Source organism: Chryseobacterium sp. CH21, assembly GCF_004119445.1.
GTDB lineage: Bacteria > Bacteroidota > Bacteroidia > Flavobacteriales > Weeksellaceae > Chryseobacterium.
The window spans coordinates 89,295-111,894 of the sequence record NZ_QICI01000029.1; the positions used below are offsets into that span (position 1 = coordinate 89,295).

The following is a 22,600-nucleotide window of genomic DNA, read 5'->3' on the forward strand; positions in this document are numbered from 1 at the left end:
CTGACAACCTATTTTAGGACGACTCAAATTAAATATTATAATACTTAATTTTCAAATGCATTAAAAACTATATTTTCTCTAATCCATGTATTATCTATTTGAGTAATATTAGGATTAAGTTCAAAAATATGATCTTTCATTTGACTATTATAATATTTATATACTGGTTTTGCTCCTGTAACAGACTGATTTGGAACATAGAAAATGATTCCTTCATTTCTTACATTTGCATCAGAAAACTGTAAATAAGGATCTGTATAGTATACGTGATCATTTAAGCTAGGAATAAAATATTTATACACTGCTACAGTATTTGGAGCAGGATAATTATAACCATAAAATGCTACCTTTTCTTTAACCCAAGTATTATCATATGAAATGACATTTGCTTGAGGATCATAAATATGATCATTCATATTTGCACTAAAATATCTGTAAATCGGAACTTTATCCAGAGAAATTTGTGTAGAATTATTTTGCAAATACTGAGTAATGTAACTCTGTACTTGTGCTCTTTTATTAGCATCACTAATAAATTCATATAAAGGAATCAACCCTGTATCTCCAAAATCAATTAACGTTGCATTTTGTAATGTACAAGTACTTTGCCATTGATTAATATTAAGTTTAACAGGAGTCGTATTGTCAAGAACAATTTCTCCGATTAATGCCTGAGTCCCATCTCCTCCAACAGATCTGTAATTTACTTTTTGATTGTAATTATATTTTGCTTCACTAGAATTGTAAGAATAATCAATATTTGCAGACCATAATTTTGATAAAGCATTTGCTGCGAATCCTGCTGCAAGAGCTTCTGTTTTTTTATCACTACGGGTTTGTGTTTGATATGAAATCGAGAATTTAGCACCTAATACAGCACTAGTTACAACATGTGTTCCGTAATAATTTACTAATGCTTCAGGAGATAATGTATTTACATCATCAATGAAGTTTTGAGATAAATAATTATTTCTTAGATTTTCATTATTAGAGACAAGCTTAAGCCTTTTCTGGATAATGTATTTAGTTGCATTTGCAAGTGACATACTTCCTTTATAAGCTTCTGTACTACCAAAAGAACTCTTAACTTCAGCTGTAAATAGTTTAAATAAACTTGCAGAGAACCCCGCTTTAAGAGTTAATTCATTTGAATACTCAACAGAATTTGTGCCGAAAGTATACTCAAAGTTTTCTTCAGTACCTACTTTAATATCCATGTGGCCAGGATCTAAGTTGTTGAATTTTTCAGTATCAATAACTTGTAGCCTTGTGGATTCAATATTTGCATATCTCCCTGTTGCATCATATCCAAATCCCAAAGCATTAAAGTTGTTAGATAATACAACTTTTGCGACTGATCTGTTTATTTTTTCCTTATCTTGAAATGGTTCAGCTTCATCTGAAGAAATTATTTCACTGGAGCAATTTACAAGAGTAATGCTCAGAAATAATGAACAAACAATTTTTTTTACCATAAAATACAAATTTATTTAAAATTTTAATGGTGCAAAATTAGGATTTTTTTTATTTCTTTAAGCAGAGAATTGTACATTGGTTAAGTTTTAAAAAATCTTTTATGCATACTAAATTAAAAATGTTTCCCAAAAATGGGAAACATTAATCAGTTCTTTTATTTAGAAAATTATTTCAGTAGTTCAAAAATTTCTTCTCTCTGAGCTTCAATAGAAAAAGGATAAATAGCTTTCTCGGAATTATTATGCAGGGTATTCCAGGTCGATTTATTGCTGCAGATTTCAATGATATTATCTGCAAACTTTTGATAATCTTCATTTCCTGAAATTAATGCAGTAACTCCATTTTCTAAAAACATACCTTCTGCTCCAATTTCAGTAGTTAATACTGGAAGAGTGTATTCTAAAGCCTGGCCGATTTTACCTTTTACCCCTGCTCCAAATCTCAATGGTGAAACAGAAGCAAAACATTTTTCGTAGTAGGGGATAATGTCTTCTACAAAACCTGCAATTTCAAATCTATCTGAATTCATTTTTTCAATAGCTTCCGGAGCTTCCGGTCCAATAATAGTGATCTTTAGATCTGGTAAAACTTTCCATACCAAAGGCATAATCTGATGATAAAGAATTTCCACAGCATCTACATTAGGATCGTGTAAAAAAGTTCCGATAAAGAAAATACCATTTCGTTTTTCGAATGGAGGCATATCTTCAGGTTTTACTTTTAAATTATGAACGTTACTTACCGTAAAAAGTTTCGATTGATCTACAAAAGAAGTCATAAACTCTTTTTCTTTATCACTGATTACTGCTATCTTATCAGCCTGCTTGCAAAGTTCAGTTTCTATATGCTTATAATATACCAGTTCTTTGGCTCTGTTTTTATCATATTTTATTTCAAGACCTCTTTCCATTCTAAGATAATGGATATCCACCATATCATAAACAATCTTAGCCTGTGGGGCTTTTTTCTGAAAAATCTAAATAATGTTCGAAAAGTTCAGGTCTGTGGCACCATACAAAGTCCAATTTTGGAAGAAGGCTATTGATAAAGTGCTTTTTACCTTTCATAATACCATATTTACCTATAAAAGGAGTGTAAACCATTACATTATGGTCGTTTAAGTTCTGAATGTATTTCTTTGATTCCAGTTTGGGAATAGCCTTTCTCCAATCCATCAGATATACATTATAGTGCTTACCCAAAAACTTTGCAATTTCGGTAATTCTATTAGATGCAGAATCTTTATCAAATGTAGGAATCTGACTGTCCACGATGAGAACATTCTTTTTATTAGGATCGTGAGTAATGTTCTTTATAGATAAAGGATAATGTCTCTTTAAGTATATATAATTTTTTATTTTTCTTTTGATACCCATGATCTTTATAATTTGAATATTGTCTTTGTAAAATTTTTGACACTGTATTTATCAATAATATCTTGAGAAATTGGTTGATAATCAAGTTCCAGAAAATTTTTGATCTCATCAGGATTTAAGCTGCTGCTATCTATAATTAATATATTATTGGGGTGATAAAATTCGTATTCTTTTACCGCTGTATTGGTGGTGATCAATTTTTTCCGATAACCTAAACTTTCAAACGTTCTGAAAGATAATCCTTTCTGATCCTGTCTCTGAATGTCAATCATTGCTTTAGATTGGGCAATCAATTTCTTAGTTTCATCAAGGGAAAGATATCTTGTGGTTGAAATCAAATGAGGATATTCTAACTTGTCATACCAAAATAATACAAAATAAATGTTTAATCCGTTTTCTGCCAAGATCTTTGAAATAGAATTAATCTCATCAATTCTGGAGTCATAAGAAGAAACATTGAAAATATCATATTGAATTTCTTCGGGTTCTAAAGTTTTATCATAGATGAAATTGGAAGTTTCAATAAAATTATATTTTTTGATGTCCTCTTTTTCATAGGAGTAAATTTCGTCAAAAAAATGAGCTATTTCAAGTTGTCTCGGAAATTTTTTACAACTGTCATATAAGTAAGCTGTAAATGTCTTCGTATTGCTCTTTAATTGTTTTAATAAAGAATCATCCAGCATATCAGGTCTGATCACAAAAATAATATCCTGCTTCTCCTTTATCTGATGTAAAACCTGTTGATTGAAATATTTTTTTTTAATGTTACTCCCAAATAATTTGGTAATTCCGTTCCAGACTTTCAGAAAAATATTGGGGTACTTGTATTTTATAGTGTCTGTTTTAATATCAGTAACTATAATGTGATGAGATTTGAGCTCCTGAACAACAAAATCAAGATAACCATACGCAAAAGGGTAGATTAAAGTAATTTTCTTTGGTGTCATTTTGTAAATATTTCTTTCAACTTGTTTTCAAAAGCAATTTCTTCATTCAAAACCATATTTTTATAGGTGCTAAATTGTGAAATATGATCAGAATAGTTGTCTAAAACCTCTTTTATTTTTGCAATAATTTCAGGTATTGTCTTTTCACTGAAATTGAATTTGTACTCATCAGGAATCATCAAATCTTCATAAAATGCAGAAGACCCGTTTTTTCCGGAAATAATACAACAATCCTGAGATACAGATTCTCTCAACATTTTATCTCTTCCCGGGTTTTCCCCAAAATCAACGTACAATAATGACTTTGCCATCAAATCTTTAATTTGATCCGCATTCATATTCTGTACAGGAATCCAGCATAAGTCAGGAGAATTTTTAATTAATTCGGAAACCTCTTTTTTCCCTTTTCTTGGATTGTATAAAATGGTTTTGTTAGAAAGGTCTTTTTCGATTCGATTTGTATTCTTTAAAAAGCTGGGATTGATATAATCACAAACAAAATCTATCTGGTTGGCAGGAATGCCATGATCTTTTATATAAATTGAAGATCTGTAAGACTGAGCCCATTGAAAAACTTTTGGTAAATGTTCAAAATGATATTCTTTATCGTTTTGCTTGTAAAATAATTTGGTGAGGAAACTCTGTCTCCGTATTCTATGATCCATTAAGATTTTATAAAAATCTACACTTAACCACCAAATTACCTTTTGGCTTTCAGGGTATTTCTTTACCAGAAAAGTCATAGATTCCGGTATAATCAGTATATTTTCAGGCTTATCTTCTACAATTTCAATTTCTCTTGTAGTATAAACATTATAATTGACAGGTTTTGCATTTTTTCTCTGGGGAATATAATGCATAAATACATTTTTAACTCCTAAGTGATATAGCTTATCAGCAAGTTGATGCAATGCTTCGGGACCTCCTGTAACACTGTTTGGAGGACAAAATATGATGATTTTAGATTGATCTGTATATGTAAGCATGATTTTAAATAAACAATATATTTAGGATAATTGGAAAACTCTATCTACCCAACTGTCCAGAGTGTATCGGGAGTAGATTTCCTCCGGAATTTTTTCATAGGGTTTCTCAAAGAAAGATTTGTCAAGATTACTAATATTTTTGTTTAAAATCAAAATATTATTGGGGTTGTAAAAATCATAGGTTTTAATGGCTTCATTATCAGTAATGATTTTTTTCTCCAGAGACATGGCTTCAAATATCCTGAAACTAAGCCCATATTGCCCTTCGCGCATAAGGTCTAATAAAACCCTTGAATTCTTATAGTATTTAGGAAGATCATCGTGAGGAATCTTTTTGATACTGAAAATCAGGAAAAGGTTTTTAGGTACCGTCATGAAGATATTCGCTAACTGATGTTTCCATGATTTTTTACCAATAATCATAATCTGAAATTTTAGTCCCTGCTCAATCAGTTTTTTAGCAAGTAATTTGATCAGCGTCACCCTTCTGTTATCATAAGATGTGATATAGAAAAGATCCATTTCCGGATGCTGGTTTTCTTTTATGCAGTGAGGCAGATAAATGTAATTCGTTAATTTTTCAAACCCATGTTTTTTGACATCTATATGATCAAAGGAAAATACTTTGTCAAAAAGGTACAGTTTATCTTCTACAGGAACTCTTTCAAGATTGTCATAAAGATAAGTAACCAGACGGTCTGTATACTTGCGGATTTTTTGAAGCGTAGAAAGATCAAATGTATCTGGATTCATCACCAGTATCTGATCCTGATGTCCTAGTTTTTCCAGAGAATCAAGAACATACTTTTGTCTTTTTTCAGTCTTAAGGTTTTTATTTAAAAAAGTTTTGCTTAAAGCATTTACAGCTCTTTCATTGAAGTTGGAATGAGTAACGGTACTGATCTTTATATGATGGGCATCAATACCTCTTTTGCATAATGTTTCAACAATATACTTATCATAATCCCAAAAATCATAACTAATGATACAAATCTTCATTCAACTAATTTTGCTCTTTTTTTAATGATTCATAGGTTTCATAAACGCTTAAAGACTGCAGGTAAGATAACTGATACCCTTCTTTTCCGTCTAAAATACCTAATTTCATTATGTAGGCTTTAAAGAATTTAAAAGCTGTTTTAAGATATTGAACTAAAACACTGTACTTTTTCCCTTTTGCAGCCAGTTCTTTCCCCTTTAAAACTCCGTAATGAATCATCTTTTCTCTGTATGACTCATAATCTGAAACGGAGTAATGTAGTAATTTATTTTTTAAAACCCCAATACTTCCGTCTACTTCCAGAGTTTCATGTACTTTTTTGTCTGCCATATATCTGGCCTTCGATTTTCTGAACAGTCTGAAGTTTTTATCAGATTGTGTTCCTGAAAAGTGAATGGGTTTCTGGGCAAAAAAGAACTTCCTGTAAAAATAGTAGGCATCTTTTTGCCTTGGTTTATTCAGCTCATCAATAATTTCCTCTTTCAGGGCCGGAGTAATTCTTTCGTCACCATCCAAAAATAAAACCCAGTCATTTTTTGCTGCACCCAAAGCCAGGTTCCTTTGCTTTGTAAAGTCTTCAAATTTATGTTGAATCACCTTTACATTAGGGAATTCTTTCGCAATTTCTACAGTTTTATCTGTACTAAAAGAGTCTACTACTATTATTTCATCACAAATATCAAAAGACTCCAGTACTTCCCGTATGTTTTTTTCTTCGTTATATGTTATGATCAAACCACTTATATTCATCACAACGGTTTATTATATAAGGAAGTACCTAAAACGCTTCCTTAAAATTGTTTTTTAAAATAGTTTTAATCTGCCAAAGATAAGTTTTAATTTGAACTTTATTATCGAATCTTTGCCTTTTATATCAACTCTGCATAGTTCATAAGGATGCCGGGTTGGGTAGTAATTAACTCTATTTCCAATTCTTACTGCAAAATCAATTCCTATTTTTTTAAAATAGAAAAGAATACAGTTTTTTCCTTTCCTTTATTAGGGTATTTACCATATGGATATGCTAAAACCTTTGAATATGCTATGCCGTGAGCATCAAGAATTTGCATGTTCTTTTCCAGATCTTTTTCTATAAGATCAAAAGATCTGTTTTTGAGGTTTTCATGGGTATGAGTGTGAAGAGCAATCTCAAAATATTTTTTATCCAGATTCCGGATCTCATCAAAGGTCATCATCTGATAATTTTTATATCCGTTTTCTATAAATCCTGTTGGGATAAAAATGGTAGCCTTCAGATTGTATTTCTTCAATAAAGACGGCAGATATTCAAGGTTATTTCTATATCCGTCATCAAAGGTAATAATAATATTTTTTTTTGTTGAAATATGAAGTTCGGAAAAAAATGGCAGGTGTATTTCTTACGGTTTAAATATGAAAACTGCTGTTCAAGGTTTTTTAAATTGACTGTAAGATCTTCATGGCTTTCCTTTTCAACCTGATGGTACATGAGAATGATGAGTCTGTTGCACGGAAAAGCAAAGAGATAGAGACGGAAATAGACAACGATAAATACCGTCAGTACAACAGAAATACTATACAGAATCATATTACTTTACTGTATTTTGTTCATTTTCTGACAGTCTTATTTTTTCACGTAATTTAATGTATTTCAAAAAAGTGTAATAAGACATTGTTTTGGCAATGTAAAATCCAGGAAATCCATCCAGAAAACCTCGTTTGAAAATAAATACCTTGATAAATTCAAAAATAGGGCTTACAATGATTTTAAATCTATTGATTTTTTTTCCTCTTTCAAACATTTTTTCCGCCATCATATCAGAATATTTATTGATTTTTGAGACATGATGGTGGATACTTTTGTACGTGTAATGATCCAGCCTTCCATCCAGAAGTCCGGATTTTTGATCGGTAATTAAAAATTCATGTACCTTGTCATCAGAATATCGGGCACATTTTTTTTTGAAAAGCCTGTCACGGTAGACATTTCCCCATCCTCCATATTTAATCAGGTGTATCCCGAGATGGTTGTTGAATTTGGCCATATAAACATTGAATTCCGGATTTTCTGAAGAAACGATCTTTTTTATGGATTTTTTCATGTCTTCATCAGGAACTTCATCAGCATCCAGAAACAGAACCCATTCATGAGAACATAAATTAAGGGCATGGTTTTTTTGTTCACCATACCCATTAAATTTTTTCTCAAAGAATTTTATCTGAGGATATTGCTGGGTGCAAATCTCTTTGGTCTTATCTGTAGAAAAGCTATCAACAATAATAATTTCATCTGCTGTATCTGCAAGAGAATTTAAAAGTCTTACGATGTTCTCTTCTTCATTATAAGTGATGATTGCAAGGGAGATTGGCATTTATATTTAAAATTCTAATATGGTTTTCTCAATAATTCTGACGCAATCCAACAACTGCTCTTCAGTAATTATCAAAGGTGGTGCCAACCTGATAATGTTACCATGCGTAGGTTTTGCCAGTAATCCGTTTTCTTTTAGCTTTAGGCAAAGATTCCATGCAGTGGAGCTTTCAGGGGTATCATTGATCAGAATAGCATTTAAAAGGCCTTTTCCTCTTACCTTGGTTATAAGGTCTGTTTTTTCAATTAGCTTGTCAATTTCAGCTCTGAATAGCTTTCCTAGTTCTTCAGCTCTTTCAGATAATTTTTCGTCAGCTACAACATCCAATGCTGCTATAGCTACTGCACACGCAATTGGATTTCCTCCGAATGTGGAACCATGCTGTCCGGGTTTAATAACATTCATGATGTTGTCATTTGCTAAAACAGCTGAAACCGGGTACATTCCTCCGGAAAGAGCTTTTCCTAAAATTAGGATATCCGGCTGCACCTCTTCATGATGACAGGCGATTAGTTTTCCTGTTCTTGCAATTCCTGTCTGAACTTCATCTGCAATGAAAAGAACGTTGTGTTTTTTACATAGTTCAGAAGCATTTTTAAGGAAGTTTTCATCCGGAACATATACTCCTGCCTCTCCCTGAATAGGTTCTACAAGGAATGCCGCAATATTGTCTGCTTCTCTGCTAAGAACTTCTTCAAGCGCTGCAATATCGTTGTAAGGAATTTTGATAAATCCGGGTGTAAAAGGCCCGTAGTTTTGATTAGCGTCAGGATCATTAGAGAAAGAAACGATGGTTGTTGTTCTTCCATGGAAGTTATTTTCGCAAACGATAATTTTCGCTGCGTTTTCCGAAATCCCTTTTACTTCATAACTCCATTTTCTGGCAAGCTTTACTGCTGTTTCCACAGCTTCAGCTCCGGAGTTCATGGGTAAAACTTTATCAAACCCGAAAAGAGTAGTTATTTTCTGTTCGTATTCTCCTAATTTAGAATTGTAGAACGCTCTTGAAGTTAAAGCCAGCTTTTTTGCCTGTTCTACTAATGCATTTACAATTTTAGGGTGAGAGTGTCCTTGATTCACTGCAGAATATGCTGAAAGAAAATCATAATATCTTTTGCCCTCTACATCCCAAACGAAGACCCCTTCTCCACGATCCAGAACTACTGGAAGAGGGTGATAGTTGTGTGCTCCGTGTTTGTCTTCAAGGTCAATAAAATACTGTGAGTTTTTTGTTTGTTCTGCTGTTGACATATATTTTGGTTTTCAACAAAATTACACAATATTAATGATATGGATGAACAAATGCTCAGTATGGTTTTGGGATATAATTGAAGTAGATTTTAAGCTGGAAGAATGTCGTATTAGAAAATAATTTCTTTGTAGGCAGATAGTTTTAGGTATTATATCTTTCTTATAGCAGGATTTTTATTTTCTGCTTCTTTGTTAATTTTTATTCATCGTTGGCCATAGAATGGCTTTTCTGATATAAAACAAAAACTGCCTCAAAAAGAGGCAGTTTTATAGTATATTTTAAATAATCTTAGTGATTATCATATTTCCTATCCATTACAAAATCTTCCATGAATTTTGTAGTATAGTTTCCTGCAAGATAATCTTCATTATCCATCAGTTGTCTGTGGAAAGGAATAGTTGTTTTTACTCCCTCAATATAGAACTCTTCAAGGGCACGTCTCATTTTAGCAATAGCTTCTTCACGGGTCTGAGCCGTAGTGATAAGCTTCGCAATCATAGAGTCGTAGTTAGAAGGAATAGAATATCCGGAATAAACGTGAGTGTCTACTCTGATTCCGTGTCCGCCAGGGATGTTTAATCCTGTGATTTTCCCTGGAGAAGGTCTGAAGTCTGTATAAGGATCTTCTGCGTTGATTCTACACTCGATGGAGTGTAATTTAGGATAATAGTTGATTCCTGAGATAGGAGTTCCTGCAGCAAGAAGAATTTGCTCTCTGATCAGGTCATAATCAATTACCTGCTCAGTAATAGGGTGCTCTACCTGGATTCTTGTATTCATCTCCATGAAATAGAAATTTCTGTGCTTGTCTACAAGGAATTCGATAGTTCCTACTCCCTCATATCCAATAAATTCAGCAGCTTTAACCGCAGCCTCACCCATTTTCTCACGAAGTTCATCTGTCATGAAAGGAGAAGGAGTTTCTTCAGTCAATTTCTGATTTCTTCTCTGTACAGAACAGTCTCTTTCAGAAAGGTGGCAAGCTTTACCGAATTGGTCACCAGCAACCTGAATTTCAATGTGTCTAGGCTCTTCAATCAGTTTTTCCATATACATTCCTCCGTTTCCAAAGGCCGCTACAGCTTCCTGAATGGCAGATTCCCAGTGATCTTTAAGGTCTTCAGCTTTCCAAACAGCTCTCATTCCTTTTCCACCACCACCGGCAGTAGCTTTGATCATTACAGGATATCCTGTTTCTTCAGCTACTTTTACAGCGTGTTCGTAAGATTCAATCAAACCGTCAGAACCAGGTACACATGGTACACCTGCAGCTTTCATGGTAGCCTTAGCGTTAGCTTTATCTCCCATTTTTTCAATCTGTTCAGGAGAAGCACCAATAAATTTGATACCATTCTTTTCGCAGATTCTTGAGAAGTTAGCATTTTCAGATAAGAATCCGTAACCAGGGTGAATGGCATCTGCGTTGGTAATTTCCGCTGCAGCAATAATGTTAGGAATTTTAAGATATGAGTCTTTACTCATTGCAGGGCCAATACATACCGCTTCATCAGCAAATCTTACGTGAAGACTGTCTTTATCAGCAGTAGAGTATACTGCAACGGTTTTGATCCCCATTTCTTTACAAGTACGTAAAATACGCATTGCAATTTCGCCACGATTGGCTATTAATATTTTTTTGAACATCTTCTTCAATTTGAAAATTAGATAATTTGAAAATTAGATAATGTTATTTTAATGTAGAATTTAATCTAACATCTAATGTCTAACATCTAACTTCTAAATTAAGATGGATCTACTAAGAATAAAGGTTGGTCATACTCTACAGGAGTAGCATCGTCCACTAGAATTTTAACGATTTTTCCGCTGATTTCAGATTCAATCTGGTTGAATAATTTCATCGCTTCAATAACGCAAACTACTTTACCAACAGAAACTTCGTCACCTACATTTACAAATACGTCTTTATCAGGAGATGGCTTTCTATAGAAAGTACCGATCATTGGAGACTTGATCGTTACATATTTACTGTCATCAGATGCAGCTTCAGCTTTCTCGGCAGCAGGAGCAGCAGGAGTTGCAACAGGTGCCGGAGCAGCTACTGCTTGAGGTGCAGTGTGGTATACTGCAGGTTGTGCATAAACAGCATCGCTTCCAGCTAATGGAGTTTTAATAGTGATTTCGAAATCTTTAGTTTTGTATTTCACTTCTGAAACCTCAGCTTTAGATACAAACTTGATAAGATTTTGTATGTCTTTAATGTCCATAAATTTGATATTTGATTTTGGTTCAAAGATACCAAAAAAACGTAAAAAACAACAAAAAACCGCCAAATTTTATCAAAATTGGGCGGTTTTTGTATTAAAATGAGGCTTTTTCAGTGAAAAGCGTCTCTTAGTTTTCTTCAGTAGCTGCTACTTCTTTTTCCAATACTACTTTACCTCTGTAGTAAAGTTTTCCTTCATGCCAGTGAGCTCTGTGGTATAGGTGAAGCTCTCCTGTTGTTGCATCTTTAGCTAATTGAGGAACTACAGCTTTGTAGTGAGTTCTTCTTTTATCTCTTCTTGTGGACGATTGTCTTCTCTTTGGATGTGCCATTTTCTAATAACTTTTTTAATTGATGAGCGATGAGATTCATCATCTCATCATATTTAAATTATTCTATTTAATTATTGTCTTTTAACTTTCTTAAAGCATCCCATCGGGGATCACTTTCATGTTCTTCCTCCTCATTTTCCTCAATATCTTTCGGACTGAACTGATCAAGAATTTTAAGATCTTCATCATTGACGTTCGGTGATATCTTTTTCATCGGGATAGAAAGCATTACATTTTCATAAATCAAATGTGCTACGTTGAAAGCATGCTCTGTGGTCGGAATGGTAATGACATCTTCATTACTGTCATCATATTCTTCCCCGAAATTCACCAAAATCTTGATCTCATTCTCAATAGGATAGTCGAAATCTTCATTTGTGATGTCACAAACCAACTCTACCAATCCTTTAATTTTAATCTCAAATTCTAAAAAAGTAGTATGCTTATCAAGGGATACATGTACTTCTATTCTAGGATTTGTAAATTCCTGTTCAGTGTCAAATAATTGAAAGAACGTATTATCTATCTCAAACCTGAACTCGTGTTTTCCGGTTTTTAGTCCAGAAAAGCTTACGTCATAGTTTCTTAACTTGTCCATAAAATGAGTGTGCAAAAATATGCATTTTTTTATAATAACAAATAAAATCTGAAACAAATTAATTTAAAATTTGTTTTAAAGATTTATGCTTCAGTTTCCTCCGGTAGATCTTCATCTATTCCGTTGTCTACAACCATTTTTCTTGGTTGAAGGCGGTCGTTCATCAGTTCGCTGTATTCACTTCTGTTCTTGAAAACCTTAATCGCTGTGAAGATAGCTTCTGTAAAACTCTGCTCATCCGCTACATTTTTCCCCGCAATATCATATGCAACTCCATGGTCCGGAGATGTTCTGATAAAAGGAAGTCCTGCAGTATAGTTTACGCCCTCTTCATACGCAAGCGTTTTGAATGGTGCCAGCCCCTGGTCATGATACATCGCTAAAACAGCATCGAAATTTTTGTATTTACTCGGCTGAAAGAAGCTGTCTGCAGGGAAAGGACCGAATGCCAGTATTCCATTATCAGAAAGTTCTTTGATGGCCGGGCTGATGATTTCAATTTCTTCATTGCCGATGACACCGCCATCTCCTGCATGAGGATTTAACCCTAACACCGCAATTTTAGGTTTTTGAATACAGAAATCTTCTATTAATGTTTGGTTTAATACTCTGATCTGTTTCTTTATTTTTTCCTTGGAGATATTTTCAGCGATCTGTGCAATAGGGATATGATGCGTAGAAACGGCTACTTTAAGGTCTTCAGTAACAAGGAACATTAACCCCTTTTTGTTGAATTTCTCTTCAAAATATCCCGTATGTCCGGCATGTTTAAAGCCCATTTTTACCATTTCATCTTTGTTGATGGGAGCAGTTACCAGAACATCAATATCTCCTTTCATCAAAGCTTCAGTTGCGGCCTCCAGAGAATCTATCGCCATTTTAGTGGATTCTTCTGTAGGAACTCCCAATTCTACATTGACGTTTTCTTTAGTAAGATTCACCATATTCAGTTTTCCTGCCTGAGCCTGTGAAGCTTCGTTAACATAGTTGAAATTAAGATTCAGCTTGAAAATATTTTTCTGATAAGTGAATAATTTTCCCGAACCAAAAATTACAGGAGTGAAAAAATCCGTAATGGTTTTGTCTTTCAGAGACTTCATAATGATCTCCGGGCCGATGCCGTTGAAATCACCGATTGAAATTCCTACTCGTACTTTATGGTTTTTTGGGCTCATTTTGATTATCTTTGAAGATTATAATTTACAAATTTAGCAAAAAATAATATGTTCACAGGAATTATTGAAGCAGTTGGTGTTATTGAGAAGATTGAAGAAAAAGGAAGTAATATAGATTTTACCCTGACTTGTCCTTTTACAAACGAGCTGAAAATTGATCAGAGCCTTGCTCATAACGGATGCTGCCTTACAGTTGTTGAAATAAAAGACAATCAATATGTAGTAACTGCGATCAACGAAACTCTTGAAAAAACCAACCTTGGAAAATGGGAATTGGGTACCGTTGTGAATCTTGAGCGATGCATGAAGATGGATGGTAGACTGGATGGTCACATCGTTCAGGGGCATGTTGATAAAACCGGTGAAGTGGTGGGAATTGAAAATAAAGACGGAAGTTATTTTATTACGATGAAATATGATAATGACGGAAGTTTTGTGACCGTGCCACAGGGTTCAATCACGGTAAACGGAATCAGTCTTACTGTTGCTAAAAGTGAGGATGCTCAGTTTTCTGTAGCCATTATTCCTTATACATGGGAATTTACCAATATGAAACATTTGAAAATTGGAGACAAAGTAAACCTGGAATTTGATATCATTGGTAAGTATATTGCTAGGTTAATTAAAAAGTAGAATGTCAATTAATAAGTATAAAGGATATAGCTTAAGGAACCGGGTTTTTTGGTTTCCTCCTGGTATGTTTTTTAAGTGTGGTAGCTACTTCACTTGTGCCGTACTTTGTGTTGAGGAACAACTCCATGCAGCAAAGTAATATTGACATGCAGGAGAAAACCAATGCGGTCATGCGGTATTTGGATTATGCAGTAAGTCAGACTCTTGTAGAAACCCATGATCTTCCGAAAGTTTTAGGAAACAAAATCTTTGAGATTGCTGATATCAATCAGCATGATATTGTTATTTATGATCTGAAAGGAGGTTATCTGCTTTCCAATAAAGATGAAGCTTTGATCGATCAGAAAACTATTCCTATAGAAATAGTGAACAGAATTCTGGCGACCGATGCAAGGGTAGATATGGTAAGGTATGATGCTGCTAAAGACGCTAAACTTACCTCTTCCTATCTTTTGTTGAAAAACAATGAGCTGGAACCTGTCGGGATTGTTTATATTCCTTTATACCATAATGAATCTGCTTATCTGGATGTCCTTCATCAGTACGTAAAATATATTCTTTTAGTTGATATTTTCCTTATTCTGTTTAGTGTATGGATCAGCTGGGTGACTTCTAACAGCCTTGCGAAGACTATTACGAAATTCTCTGATATGATTACCCGTATTACATTGTTTGAAAATGAAATGCGTCCTATCAGATATTATAAAAATGATGAGCTTAATGCTCTGGCAAGAGCTTATAACAGAATGATTCTACAGATTCAGGATCAGAAAGAGAGACTTAGGTTTAAAGCATCTGAAGAAGCCTGGAGGGAAATGGCGAAACAGGTTGCGCATGAGGTAAAGAATCCGCTGACTCCTATGAAGCTGACGATTCAGAATTTTGAAAGAAAATTTGATCCGGAAGATCCGAATATCAAAGAGAGAGTAAAACAGATGAGTAAAACTATCGTTGATCAAATTGACCTGATTGCAACGGTAGCTTCAGCTTTCTCGGAATTTGCAAAACTTCCTGAAAAAAATAATGAAGTAATCAATCTGAATACAGAGGTTGAAGATATCCTTCGCGTATTCAATGACGACAGTATCTTTATGCATGCCAATAAGAATAATATTATGATCAATATGGACAGGATTTATCTTTCCAGGATTATAACCAACCTTGTTACCAATGCAAAACAGGCGGAGAGTGATGAAAGAAAACTGATCATCAACGTAGATGTAGAACAGCATCAGAGAAGAGTAATCATTTCTGTTCAGGACAACGGAGTCGGAATTCCTGAAAATATGTACGAAAGAATCTTTGAACCGAATTTTACTTCTAAAAGCAGTGGAATGGGACTTGGCCTGTCCATGGTAAGAAAGATGATTGAGGATTATAAAGGAGAGATCTCTGTGAAATCAGAAGTAGGGAAGGGATCTACATTCATTATTACACTGCCTACCAATTTATAGTGAAGCCTTTTACATTTAAACAATTTCAAATTCAACAGTCTAAAAACGTCTTTCGTGTAGGAACAGACGGTGTTTTGCTTGGTGCTTTAGCTGATGTTGAGCATGCTACTATTGTTTTAGAGGTAGGAACGGGCACTGGACTGATTTCTTTAATGCTGGCACAAAGAAATGCAAATGCTCATTTTTTAGGACTGGATATTAATGAGGAGGCTGCTGCAATTACTCAGCTTAATTTTGAAAACTCTCCTTTTCATGCAAGACTGAAAAATAAGCTACAGGATTTTAAAACTTTTGGGACGGAAGAACGGTTTGATCTTATCGTTTCCAATCCTCCTTACTTTGAAGAATCTGGCTCTGAGAAGGATAAGATTGCCCGTCAGACTGTAGAATTAAACTTTATACAGTTGATATCCAAAGCATCACGACTTTTATCCGAAGGTGGTATTTTTTCAGTCATTATTCCTGTAGAGGCAGGAGATGTTTTTGTTTCAATTGGAAAAGAAAATGGATTGTTCCTGAAACGCAGAGTGAATATCAAAGGAATTGAAAATTCAAAAACTAAAAGATTAGTTCTGGAATTTTCCTCAAAAGAAAAAGAAATCGAAGAATCTGATTTTATTATAGAAAAAAGTCCGAGACAATACTCGGACCAATATCTTGAACTCACCAAAGAGTTTCATGTTTTTAAGTAAAGAAGTTAGAAATTAGATTTTAGAAGTTAGTTATTTCTGACCTTCTTATTTTTTTATTCTTATTCGAATAACTCAGACGTATCCAAAACAGAAACTTTTCCGTCTTCACATCTGATGGCTTCACCAGGGAAGTTTTGGATCATATGGTAATCGTGTGTTGCCATTACTACGGCAGCGCCATTTTCAAGGGCAACCTGCTTTAATAGCGTCATAATTTCGTTGGAAGTTTCAGGGTCAAGGTTTCCTGTAGGCTCATCCGCTAAGATAAGATCCGGGTGGTTAAGAAGGGCTCTTGCAATGGCAATACGCTGCTGTTCTCCTCCGGAAAGCTCGTGAGGCATTTTGTGCTTTTTGCTCTTCATGTTCACACTTCCCAAAACCTCGTTGATACGGTCTTCCATTTTTACTTTATCATTCCATCCTGTTGCTTCAAGAACGAATTTTAAGTTTTTCTCAACGGTTCTGTCTGAAAGTAACTGGAAATCCTGAAATACAATACCTAGTTTTCTTCTTAGGTTAGGGATGTCAGAAGGCTTTAATTTTGCCAGATCAAATCCTACTACAGCTCCGTGTCCTGATGCTAATGGAATGTGTCCGTAAAGTGTTTTCAGAAGTGAGCTTTTTCCGGAACCTGTTTTTCCGATAAGATAGCAGAATCTACCTTTTTTAATGTTAAGATTTACATCAGAAAGTACAGTAAAGTTTTTTTGCGCAATCTTTGCGTTTTGTAAACTTATAATATTGTCTCCGGCGATATTGGTATGTGGCATAATTTAATTTTAAAGACTGTTTTGAACAAAAATATTTCAACTTTTAAAAATAGAAAAAAGATGTTGATCCAGCCTAAATTTTAGTAAATTTTAACAACAAAAAATGCTTGAAAAATAACTTCTCAAGCATGATTTGTATATGATAATAAAAAGATTATCTCTTAGCGCGTGATGCACTTACAGTTAAACTCTTTCTGCCTTTAGCTCTTCTCGCAGCCAAAACTCTTCTTCCATTTGGCGTAGACATTCTTTCTCTGAAACCGTGTTTGTTTCTCTTTTTTCTTTCTGATGGCTGGAATGTTCTTTTACTCATTACTATATGTTTAAATCGTAATTAATCTATTAATTTTCAGGTTGCAAAGATATATAAATTTTTATAAGTTACAAACTTTATATATCTTTTTTTAAAATTAAATGTAATGTTTTTAACCCGGGCTTTTATAAACCCTCATGACAAAACCATTTTCCGGAGCAAAAATAATATTTAAATGATTTATATAAAAGCTCTATCTTTGAAAACTTTAATTTTAACGAAAAAAAACACCGGATGTTTACACCAGAAGAACTTTTAGATATCAATACACTACTTACCCAAGATAGCAAAATAGTTATCCTTACCCATTATAATCCGGATGGAGATGCTATTGGTTCAAGCTTGGGGTTGAAACATTATCTGAAAGCAAAAGGAATTCATACAGAGGTGATCGTGCCCAATGATTTTCCAAAATTTCTGAAATGGATGCCGGAGGCTAAAAAAGTTATTATTGCCGAATATAAAAGAAAGTTTGCTTCTGATATGATTGCTGGTGCAGATGTGATTTTTTGTCTGGATTTTAATTCTCCGTCAAGAATCGGATTATTGGGAGACTGGTTGGTAAAAGCTCCAGGAAAAAAAATTCTGATTGACCACCACCAACAGCCAGAAAAATTTGATTTCGTTTATTCAGATACCGTAATCCCTGCCACTTCACAGATGATCTATCATTTTATTGAAGCAATGAATGATGAACAATTGGTGAATCAGGATATGGCAGAATGCCTTTATACCGGAATAATGACTGATACAGGTGGTTTCCGTTTTCGTTCCACCAGTGCTACTACGCACAGAATTATTGCTAATCTTATTGAGCATGGTGCAGATCCTGCCATGATCACATCCAATACATGGGATACCAATACTGTTTCCCGTCTGCATTTGCTCGCTTTGGTTCTGGGAAGAATAGAAGTTGTAAATGATGGAACAGTAGCAGTTTTAAGCCTTACAAGAAACGAATTGAAAGAGTTTGGCTTCCAGAAAGGAGATACGGAAGGTTTTGTTAATTATGGTTTAAGTATTGCCGGAGTGAAAATGTCTGCATTTTTCATGGAGGATCTGTATGAAGACTTCGTTAAAATTTCTTTCAGAAGTAAAGATGATGTTGATGTGAATCAGTTCTCCCGAAAATATTTCAATGGTGGAGGGCACATCAATGCAGCTGGAGGAAAATCTTTAGATACTTTAGCCGGAACTATTACCAATTTTAAAGAGAAAGTAAAAGAGGAAGGTTTGTAGGAGCTGAGGAGATGAAAGAACTATAAATTTTCCATATCTCAAATTTCTAAACACTTTTACGAAATCCTTTTTCTTCAAGTTCCTGGCAGGTGTATTCGTAGACCTGCTGAAACATTTCGTCTATATATCTTTTGTTGAAAAGACTGTATTTCGTCATTTTTGGAGGATCTAAGAATATATTACAGTATTTCGCTTTTGAATACACGGATTTTGCGATGGCTAGATGGAGGATTCTGTCGAATTCTTTCATCAGGCTCATTTTCTTTAATTCATCAAAACTGATTGAGTTGACATGGGAAGCAATAAGGAAGTTGCATTTGTCCATAATAGGTTCAATGGGAAGGTTGTCCAGAACACCACCATCCACATAGATTTTCTCGCCAATCCTTACCGGAGGAAGAATAAAAGGAACGCTTGATGAAGCCAGCAATGGCCCGAAAAGTTCTCCTTCAGAAAAAAAATCCACAATACCATGGGTCATTTCTGTGGCAGCAACATACACAGGGATCTCCAAAATACTGAAATTGTCTTCAGGGAAATAATCTTTGAACAGTTTTAAAATAAAATTGGAGCTGAAAATTCCGTTTTTTGATAATTTTAAAGATGATCTTGAGAAAAATGAGGTCTGTCTTACAATTTCCATCATCTCGTCCGGTGTTTTGCCAAAAGAATAAAAAGCGCCAATGATAGAGCCGGCACTTGTTCCGGAGATAATTTGTGGTTTCAGGTTGTATTCTTCTAAAGCTTTCAGTACAGCAATATGAGCAATCCCACGCATTCCTCCGCCTGAAAGTGTAAGTCCGATAACCCTGGGTGCCGGTGGTTTCTTTTTTTTGAATGAAAATAAAGCCATTACGAAAATTATCCTCTACTAATATACAGGATTTTTTGTTAGATAAGACTCTCATCTATTATGAAAACAATATTAGGCATAGGTTTATTTAATCTTATTTCCCAAGTATTTTTCTATTTCACTTTTGGTCATAAAATGCATTCCTTCGGCAGGTGCAGCATTCAACGTATACCAATAGAAAGAAGAGTCTACCTTAACTTTATCATAAAAATCTAGAAACATTTTGTGTTCAGGATGGTTTTTAGGTAATTCTGCTGCAACTATTTTGTCTCCACCCCAAGAATGAACACCTATTTTTGCCCCATCAGCAATAATTAGCTTCTTACCAGAAACAAACAGGTCAGTTCCACCTGATTCTACAATAGAATTATTTAATAGCTCTGTGTTTAGTCCTTTTTCAGATAGCAATAAACAGGATTTAATATTCCATTCATCATTTACAGAACCTGGGATTTCCAACATTACAATGGTTTCCAACTGGGGATTTTTATTAAGGGTTTTTACAAATAAATGATAAAATGTTTCACCTATTGTGCCATTAATGAATGCCTTTTTACCTTTAACTTCTATTGTAGGAGGTTTAAGTCCATATTTTTTAATAGTTCTTAGTTCTCCGCAACTATTTAGACAGATAATTAATATTAAAGCCCAAAAATGTACTCTCTGTTTCATATTATTTTTACTTATACTTATCGTTTCGCCAGTAAGCGAAGTTACCGACCCAAGTGAGATGAGTTCTCTCTGCCGAAGATAATGTTTCTTCGTAAAACGACAACTTTTGGCTACGAAAAACTCGGTAATTCTGATTACCGGCTGTTGAACTAAACCTCCGGTAGCTCCCGAGCGTATATTTTAATTTCTTTGTAAAACTACTAACAAAAAAGAGAATGGCCTGTTGTCTTAAGATATTCTCTAAAAAATTTATGATAAACCCATAACAGTAGAAAAAGCTACCGAACTTCCGTTCAACAAGGTTTTCATTGTTGGCTTTTCAAGTCCAGCTATAGAACCAAGTTTTTAGGAAGGTTGTGAAGAAGTTCCGTATTGATGATTTCAGCACAGATGCCAGGTTTTTCCCAATGGCCATTGTGTCCACAGTCCAGAATATAAGATTTGATATTTGTTCTGTCCGGAAGATGTTTAATCATTATATCCGTTTTTACAGCATTATCATGTTTACCTGCCAATACCAGGATTTTTGCCTCCAGATTTTCGAGAACATGTTTTTTATCGGTTCTTTCTACCATTCCTTTTACGCAGGCTAGTGCCCCCAGATTGTTGGTAGAAAGAGCGGTCTCGAGAGCCATCTCTATTTTGCCTTCCAGAATATCCCTTTCATTCGGATTGAATAAATTGGGAACTCCGGCTCTTGCATAATGGGCAAAAGCGTCTTTTATAATTCTGTAACTTTTGATACGCTGCTGTTTTTTTTCTTCGTCATCCGGAAAGTAAGTGGAGAAAAATAAAGTCAGACTTTTTAAAGAATCTGGATATTTTTCAGCAAAAGCAAGCGAAGTATATCCTCCCATTGAATGTCCCAGAAGGTGAATTTTTTCTAAATGCTGATGATCTAAAACTTTCTTTACTTCCTCAGCCATAAGTTCCATGGTGTGTACCTCTGCAAGAATTTCAGACTGCCCATGACCGGGAAGATCAATTTTGAGCAATGAAAAATCTTTAGAAAGGTGATGTTCCATATCGCTCCAGATGGATAGATTTTCCATAAACCCGTGAAGGAGTACCAAAGTTTCTTTTCCGTTTCCTTTTCTTTCAAAGTTCAGCATGATTCCAAAATTATAGAAGGTTAAAAATAATGCAGGCAGCTACGCGCTGCAAATCTGTTTCTCCTTTCAAATGTAAACAAAAAAGAGCATTTTTAAAATGCTCTTTGCCTTTTATTGAGTTAATTCCTTGTAAATCTTTGTTTCCCAAGGCTTGATATCAGTTACTCCATATCTTTCCTTTTTAGAAATAGCAAGGTTGTCCAGCATGTCTACAAAATTCTTGTAATTGGCATCGTCCGTTGGTTTTACAATAACTGTGAATTTTTCCTGATCCGGAGCTTTTTGATAAGCATCAGCAATGATTTTTGAAATTTTTATTCCACTGAAATCTGTTTCTTTAAGATTTCCTGTATTCAAATCTTTTGCATTGCTCTGATGATAAAATACACGGTTTTCTTTTCCTAAGATAAAGGTAATCTGGTTTTGATCTCCAATTACATTATCAGTTGGGAGAGGGTTGGGATTATGGTCTTTTGCCGGTAGTCCCAGATCCATTACATTTGGTTTGGTAAAATTAGTGGTGAACATAAAGAATGTGATGAGTAAGAATCCCAGATCTACCATTGGAGTCATGTCTACTCTGATCATTTTTTTCTTTTGTCTGCCACCTTGTTTCTCTTGTGCGATTACTTCTGCCATGATTAAAAATTTTTAAATGTTAAACGGTGTTTGTTGAAAAATTCTTACAAAACACATGCCTTGTTTGTTGAATAATCAATAGATTCATGAATTTATTGATTGTTTTTGTGAAAAATATTTAAAAATTCCACTCTTTCTTAACCTCTCTTTAAAAATGAAACACCATGACCTTCTTGGATTCGTGATTTTTGAATTTCAGAATAATTTTTGTCTAAAGATTTAAATAAAAAAACTCACACAGTAAAGCGTGAGTTTTCAATGATATGTCAATAAATTATTTATTCTTCTTGTAGAAATTAACACCACATTCAAGGAATTTTTTGAAATCCTCTTTTGGCATATATCCTGAAACAGGAGTATTGATGACTTTTCCGTCCGGAGTTATTAAAACATAGTGAGGTTGAGAGTTATTGTTAAAGTTAACCTGTTGGAATAAACTCCATCTGTCACCAATTGTTTTTACTTTTTTGATCTGTCCTTCACCAAGGTCTATTTTGGTTTTC

At 34.3% G+C, this 22,600-nt stretch carries 25 protein-coding genes and 1 pseudogene; 4 read left to right on the top strand and 22 right to left on the bottom strand.

All coding sequences use genetic code 11. The features are described 5' to 3' along the window. Window positions 1-44 precede the first annotated feature (44 nt). The 15 genes from BOQ62_RS04905 to pdxA all read right to left on the bottom strand — a co-directional run bounded on the left by BOQ62_RS04905 (window position 45) and on the right by pdxA (window position 13,720). Window positions 45-1,475: an MAC/perforin domain-containing protein gene (locus BOQ62_RS04905; RefSeq protein WP_129037588.1), complete on the bottom strand. Its 1,431-nt coding sequence runs from the start codon at window positions 1,473-1,475 to the stop codon at window positions 45-47. 167 nt (window positions 1,476-1,642) lie between these two features. Continuing rightward, a complete protein-coding gene (locus tag BOQ62_RS22965; RefSeq protein WP_228413716.1) occupies window positions 1,643-2,410 on the bottom strand; it encodes a glycosyltransferase family 4 protein in 768 nt (255 codons plus the stop codon). 13 nt (window positions 2,411-2,423) lie between these two features. Beyond that, window positions 2,424-2,852, bottom strand: a complete 429-nt coding sequence (locus BOQ62_RS22970) for a hypothetical protein (protein WP_228413718.1) — start codon at window positions 2,850-2,852, stop codon at window positions 2,424-2,426. Between the two features lie 5 nt (window positions 2,853-2,857). Continuing rightward, window positions 2,858-3,802 carry a hypothetical protein gene (locus tag BOQ62_RS04915; protein WP_129037590.1) on the bottom strand — a complete coding sequence of 315 codons (945 nt, stop codon included), beginning with the start codon at window positions 3,800-3,802 and terminating at the stop codon, window positions 2,858-2,860. Then, window positions 3,799-4,788, bottom strand: a complete 990-nt coding sequence (locus BOQ62_RS04920; protein WP_129037592.1) for a hypothetical protein — start codon at window positions 4,786-4,788, stop codon at window positions 3,799-3,801. Before BOQ62_RS04920 ends, BOQ62_RS04915 begins: the two co-directional genes overlap by 4 nt. A 21-nt stretch (window positions 4,789-4,809) precedes the next feature. Next, a complete protein-coding gene (locus BOQ62_RS04925; RefSeq protein ID WP_129037594.1) occupies window positions 4,810-5,787 on the bottom strand; it encodes a hypothetical protein in 978 nt (325 codons plus the stop codon). Window positions 5,788-5,791: 4 nt separating this feature from the next. Beyond that, a complete protein-coding gene (locus BOQ62_RS04930) occupies window positions 5,792-6,538 on the bottom strand; it encodes a glycosyltransferase family 2 protein (protein ID WP_129037596.1) in 747 nt (248 codons plus the stop codon). 203 nt (window positions 6,539-6,741) lie between these two features. Then, the gene (locus BOQ62_RS04935) at window positions 6,742-7,164 is read right to left on the bottom strand and encodes a polysaccharide deacetylase family protein (RefSeq protein WP_129037598.1); all 423 of its coding nucleotides are present in this window, start codon (window positions 7,162-7,164) and stop codon (window positions 6,742-6,744) included. 192 nt (window positions 7,165-7,356) lie between these two features. Then, window positions 7,357-8,139: a glycosyltransferase family 2 protein gene (locus BOQ62_RS04940; RefSeq protein WP_129037600.1), complete on the bottom strand. Its 783-nt coding sequence runs from the start codon at window positions 8,137-8,139 to the stop codon at window positions 7,357-7,359. Window positions 8,140-8,145: 6 nt separating this feature from the next. Then, on the bottom strand, window positions 8,146-9,390 hold the full coding sequence (gene rocD / locus BOQ62_RS04945) for an ornithine--oxo-acid transaminase (RefSeq protein WP_129037602.1): 1,245 nt from the start codon (window positions 9,388-9,390) through the stop codon (window positions 8,146-8,148). A 289-nt stretch (window positions 9,391-9,679) separates the two neighbouring features. After that, window positions 9,680-11,035 (bottom strand): acetyl-CoA carboxylase biotin carboxylase subunit, encoded by a 1,356-nt coding sequence (gene accC, locus BOQ62_RS04950; RefSeq protein WP_129037604.1) that lies wholly within the window; start codon window positions 11,033-11,035, stop codon window positions 9,680-9,682. 98 nt (window positions 11,036-11,133) lie between these two features. Next, window positions 11,134-11,616: an acetyl-CoA carboxylase biotin carboxyl carrier protein gene (gene accB, locus BOQ62_RS04955; protein WP_047385964.1), complete on the bottom strand. Its 483-nt coding sequence runs from the start codon at window positions 11,614-11,616 to the stop codon at window positions 11,134-11,136. A gap of 127 nt (window positions 11,617-11,743) precedes the next feature. Then, window positions 11,744-11,947: a 50S ribosomal protein L32 gene (rpmF, locus tag BOQ62_RS04960; RefSeq protein ID WP_002976251.1), complete on the bottom strand. Its 204-nt coding sequence runs from the start codon at window positions 11,945-11,947 to the stop codon at window positions 11,744-11,746. A 67-nt stretch (window positions 11,948-12,014) separates the two neighbouring features. Continuing rightward, the gene (locus tag BOQ62_RS04965) at window positions 12,015-12,545 is read right to left on the bottom strand and encodes a YceD family protein (protein ID WP_164976682.1); all 531 of its coding nucleotides are present in this window, start codon (window positions 12,543-12,545) and stop codon (window positions 12,015-12,017) included. Window positions 12,546-12,628: 83 nt separating this feature from the next. Continuing rightward, window positions 12,629-13,720 (bottom strand): 4-hydroxythreonine-4-phosphate dehydrogenase PdxA, encoded by a 1,092-nt coding sequence (gene pdxA / locus BOQ62_RS04970; protein ID WP_129037608.1) that lies wholly within the window; start codon window positions 13,718-13,720, stop codon window positions 12,629-12,631. 48 nt (window positions 13,721-13,768) lie between these two features. Between pdxA and BOQ62_RS04975 the strand changes: the two genes are divergently transcribed. From BOQ62_RS04975 to BOQ62_RS04985, 3 genes are all read left to right on the top strand, one after another. Continuing rightward, window positions 13,769-14,353 (top strand): riboflavin synthase, encoded by a 585-nt coding sequence (locus BOQ62_RS04975; RefSeq protein WP_047425023.1) that lies wholly within the window; start codon window positions 13,769-13,771, stop codon window positions 14,351-14,353. A 125-nt stretch (window positions 14,354-14,478) separates the two neighbouring features. Then, a complete protein-coding gene (locus BOQ62_RS04980) occupies window positions 14,479-15,807 on the top strand; it encodes a sensor histidine kinase (RefSeq protein WP_129037610.1) in 1,329 nt (442 codons plus the stop codon). Then, window positions 15,807-16,499, top strand: a complete 693-nt coding sequence (locus BOQ62_RS04985; protein ID WP_129037611.1) for a tRNA1(Val) (adenine(37)-N6)-methyltransferase — start codon at window positions 15,807-15,809, stop codon at window positions 16,497-16,499. The genes BOQ62_RS04980 and BOQ62_RS04985 overlap by 1 nt, the downstream gene beginning before the upstream one ends. A 59-nt stretch (window positions 16,500-16,558) precedes the next feature. Here the strand turns inward: BOQ62_RS04985 and BOQ62_RS04990 are convergent, their stop codons facing one another. Further along, window positions 16,559-17,269 carry a cell division ATP-binding protein FtsE gene (locus tag BOQ62_RS04990; RefSeq protein ID WP_062675736.1) on the bottom strand — a complete coding sequence of 237 codons (711 nt, stop codon included), beginning with the start codon at window positions 17,267-17,269 and terminating at the stop codon, window positions 16,559-16,561. 154 nt (window positions 17,270-17,423) lie between these two features. Next, complete coding sequence (rpmH, locus tag BOQ62_RS04995) at window positions 17,424-17,582, bottom strand: 50S ribosomal protein L34 (protein WP_040997588.1); 159 nt, start codon at window positions 17,580-17,582, stop codon at window positions 17,424-17,426. A 234-nt stretch (window positions 17,583-17,816) separates the two neighbouring features. Between rpmH and BOQ62_RS05000 the strand changes: the two genes are divergently transcribed. Next, the gene (locus tag BOQ62_RS05000; protein WP_129037613.1) at window positions 17,817-18,821 is read left to right on the top strand and encodes a DHH family phosphoesterase; all 1,005 of its coding nucleotides are present in this window, start codon (window positions 17,817-17,819) and stop codon (window positions 18,819-18,821) included. Between the two features lie 46 nt (window positions 18,822-18,867). On the opposite strand, the gene BOQ62_RS05005 is transcribed toward BOQ62_RS05000, so the two are convergent. From BOQ62_RS05005 to BOQ62_RS05025, 5 genes and pseudogenes are all read right to left on the bottom strand, one after another. Further along, window positions 18,868-19,674: a patatin-like phospholipase family protein gene (locus BOQ62_RS05005; RefSeq protein WP_129037615.1), complete on the bottom strand. Its 807-nt coding sequence runs from the start codon at window positions 19,672-19,674 to the stop codon at window positions 18,868-18,870. Between the two features lie 84 nt (window positions 19,675-19,758). Beyond that, complete coding sequence (locus BOQ62_RS05010; RefSeq protein ID WP_129037617.1) at window positions 19,759-20,346, bottom strand: alpha/beta hydrolase; 588 nt, start codon at window positions 20,344-20,346, stop codon at window positions 19,759-19,761. Between the two features lie 329 nt (window positions 20,347-20,675). Further along, window positions 20,676-21,458, bottom strand: a complete 783-nt coding sequence (locus tag BOQ62_RS05015) for an alpha/beta fold hydrolase (protein WP_129037619.1) — start codon at window positions 21,456-21,458, stop codon at window positions 20,676-20,678. Window positions 21,459-21,569: 111 nt separating this feature from the next. Then, window positions 21,570-22,097: a biopolymer transporter ExbD gene (locus BOQ62_RS05020; RefSeq protein ID WP_129037621.1), complete on the bottom strand. Its 528-nt coding sequence runs from the start codon at window positions 22,095-22,097 to the stop codon at window positions 21,570-21,572. Between the two features lie 274 nt (window positions 22,098-22,371). After that, window positions 22,372-22,600, bottom strand: a pseudogene (locus BOQ62_RS05025) (protein-disulfide reductase); the annotation flags it as partial.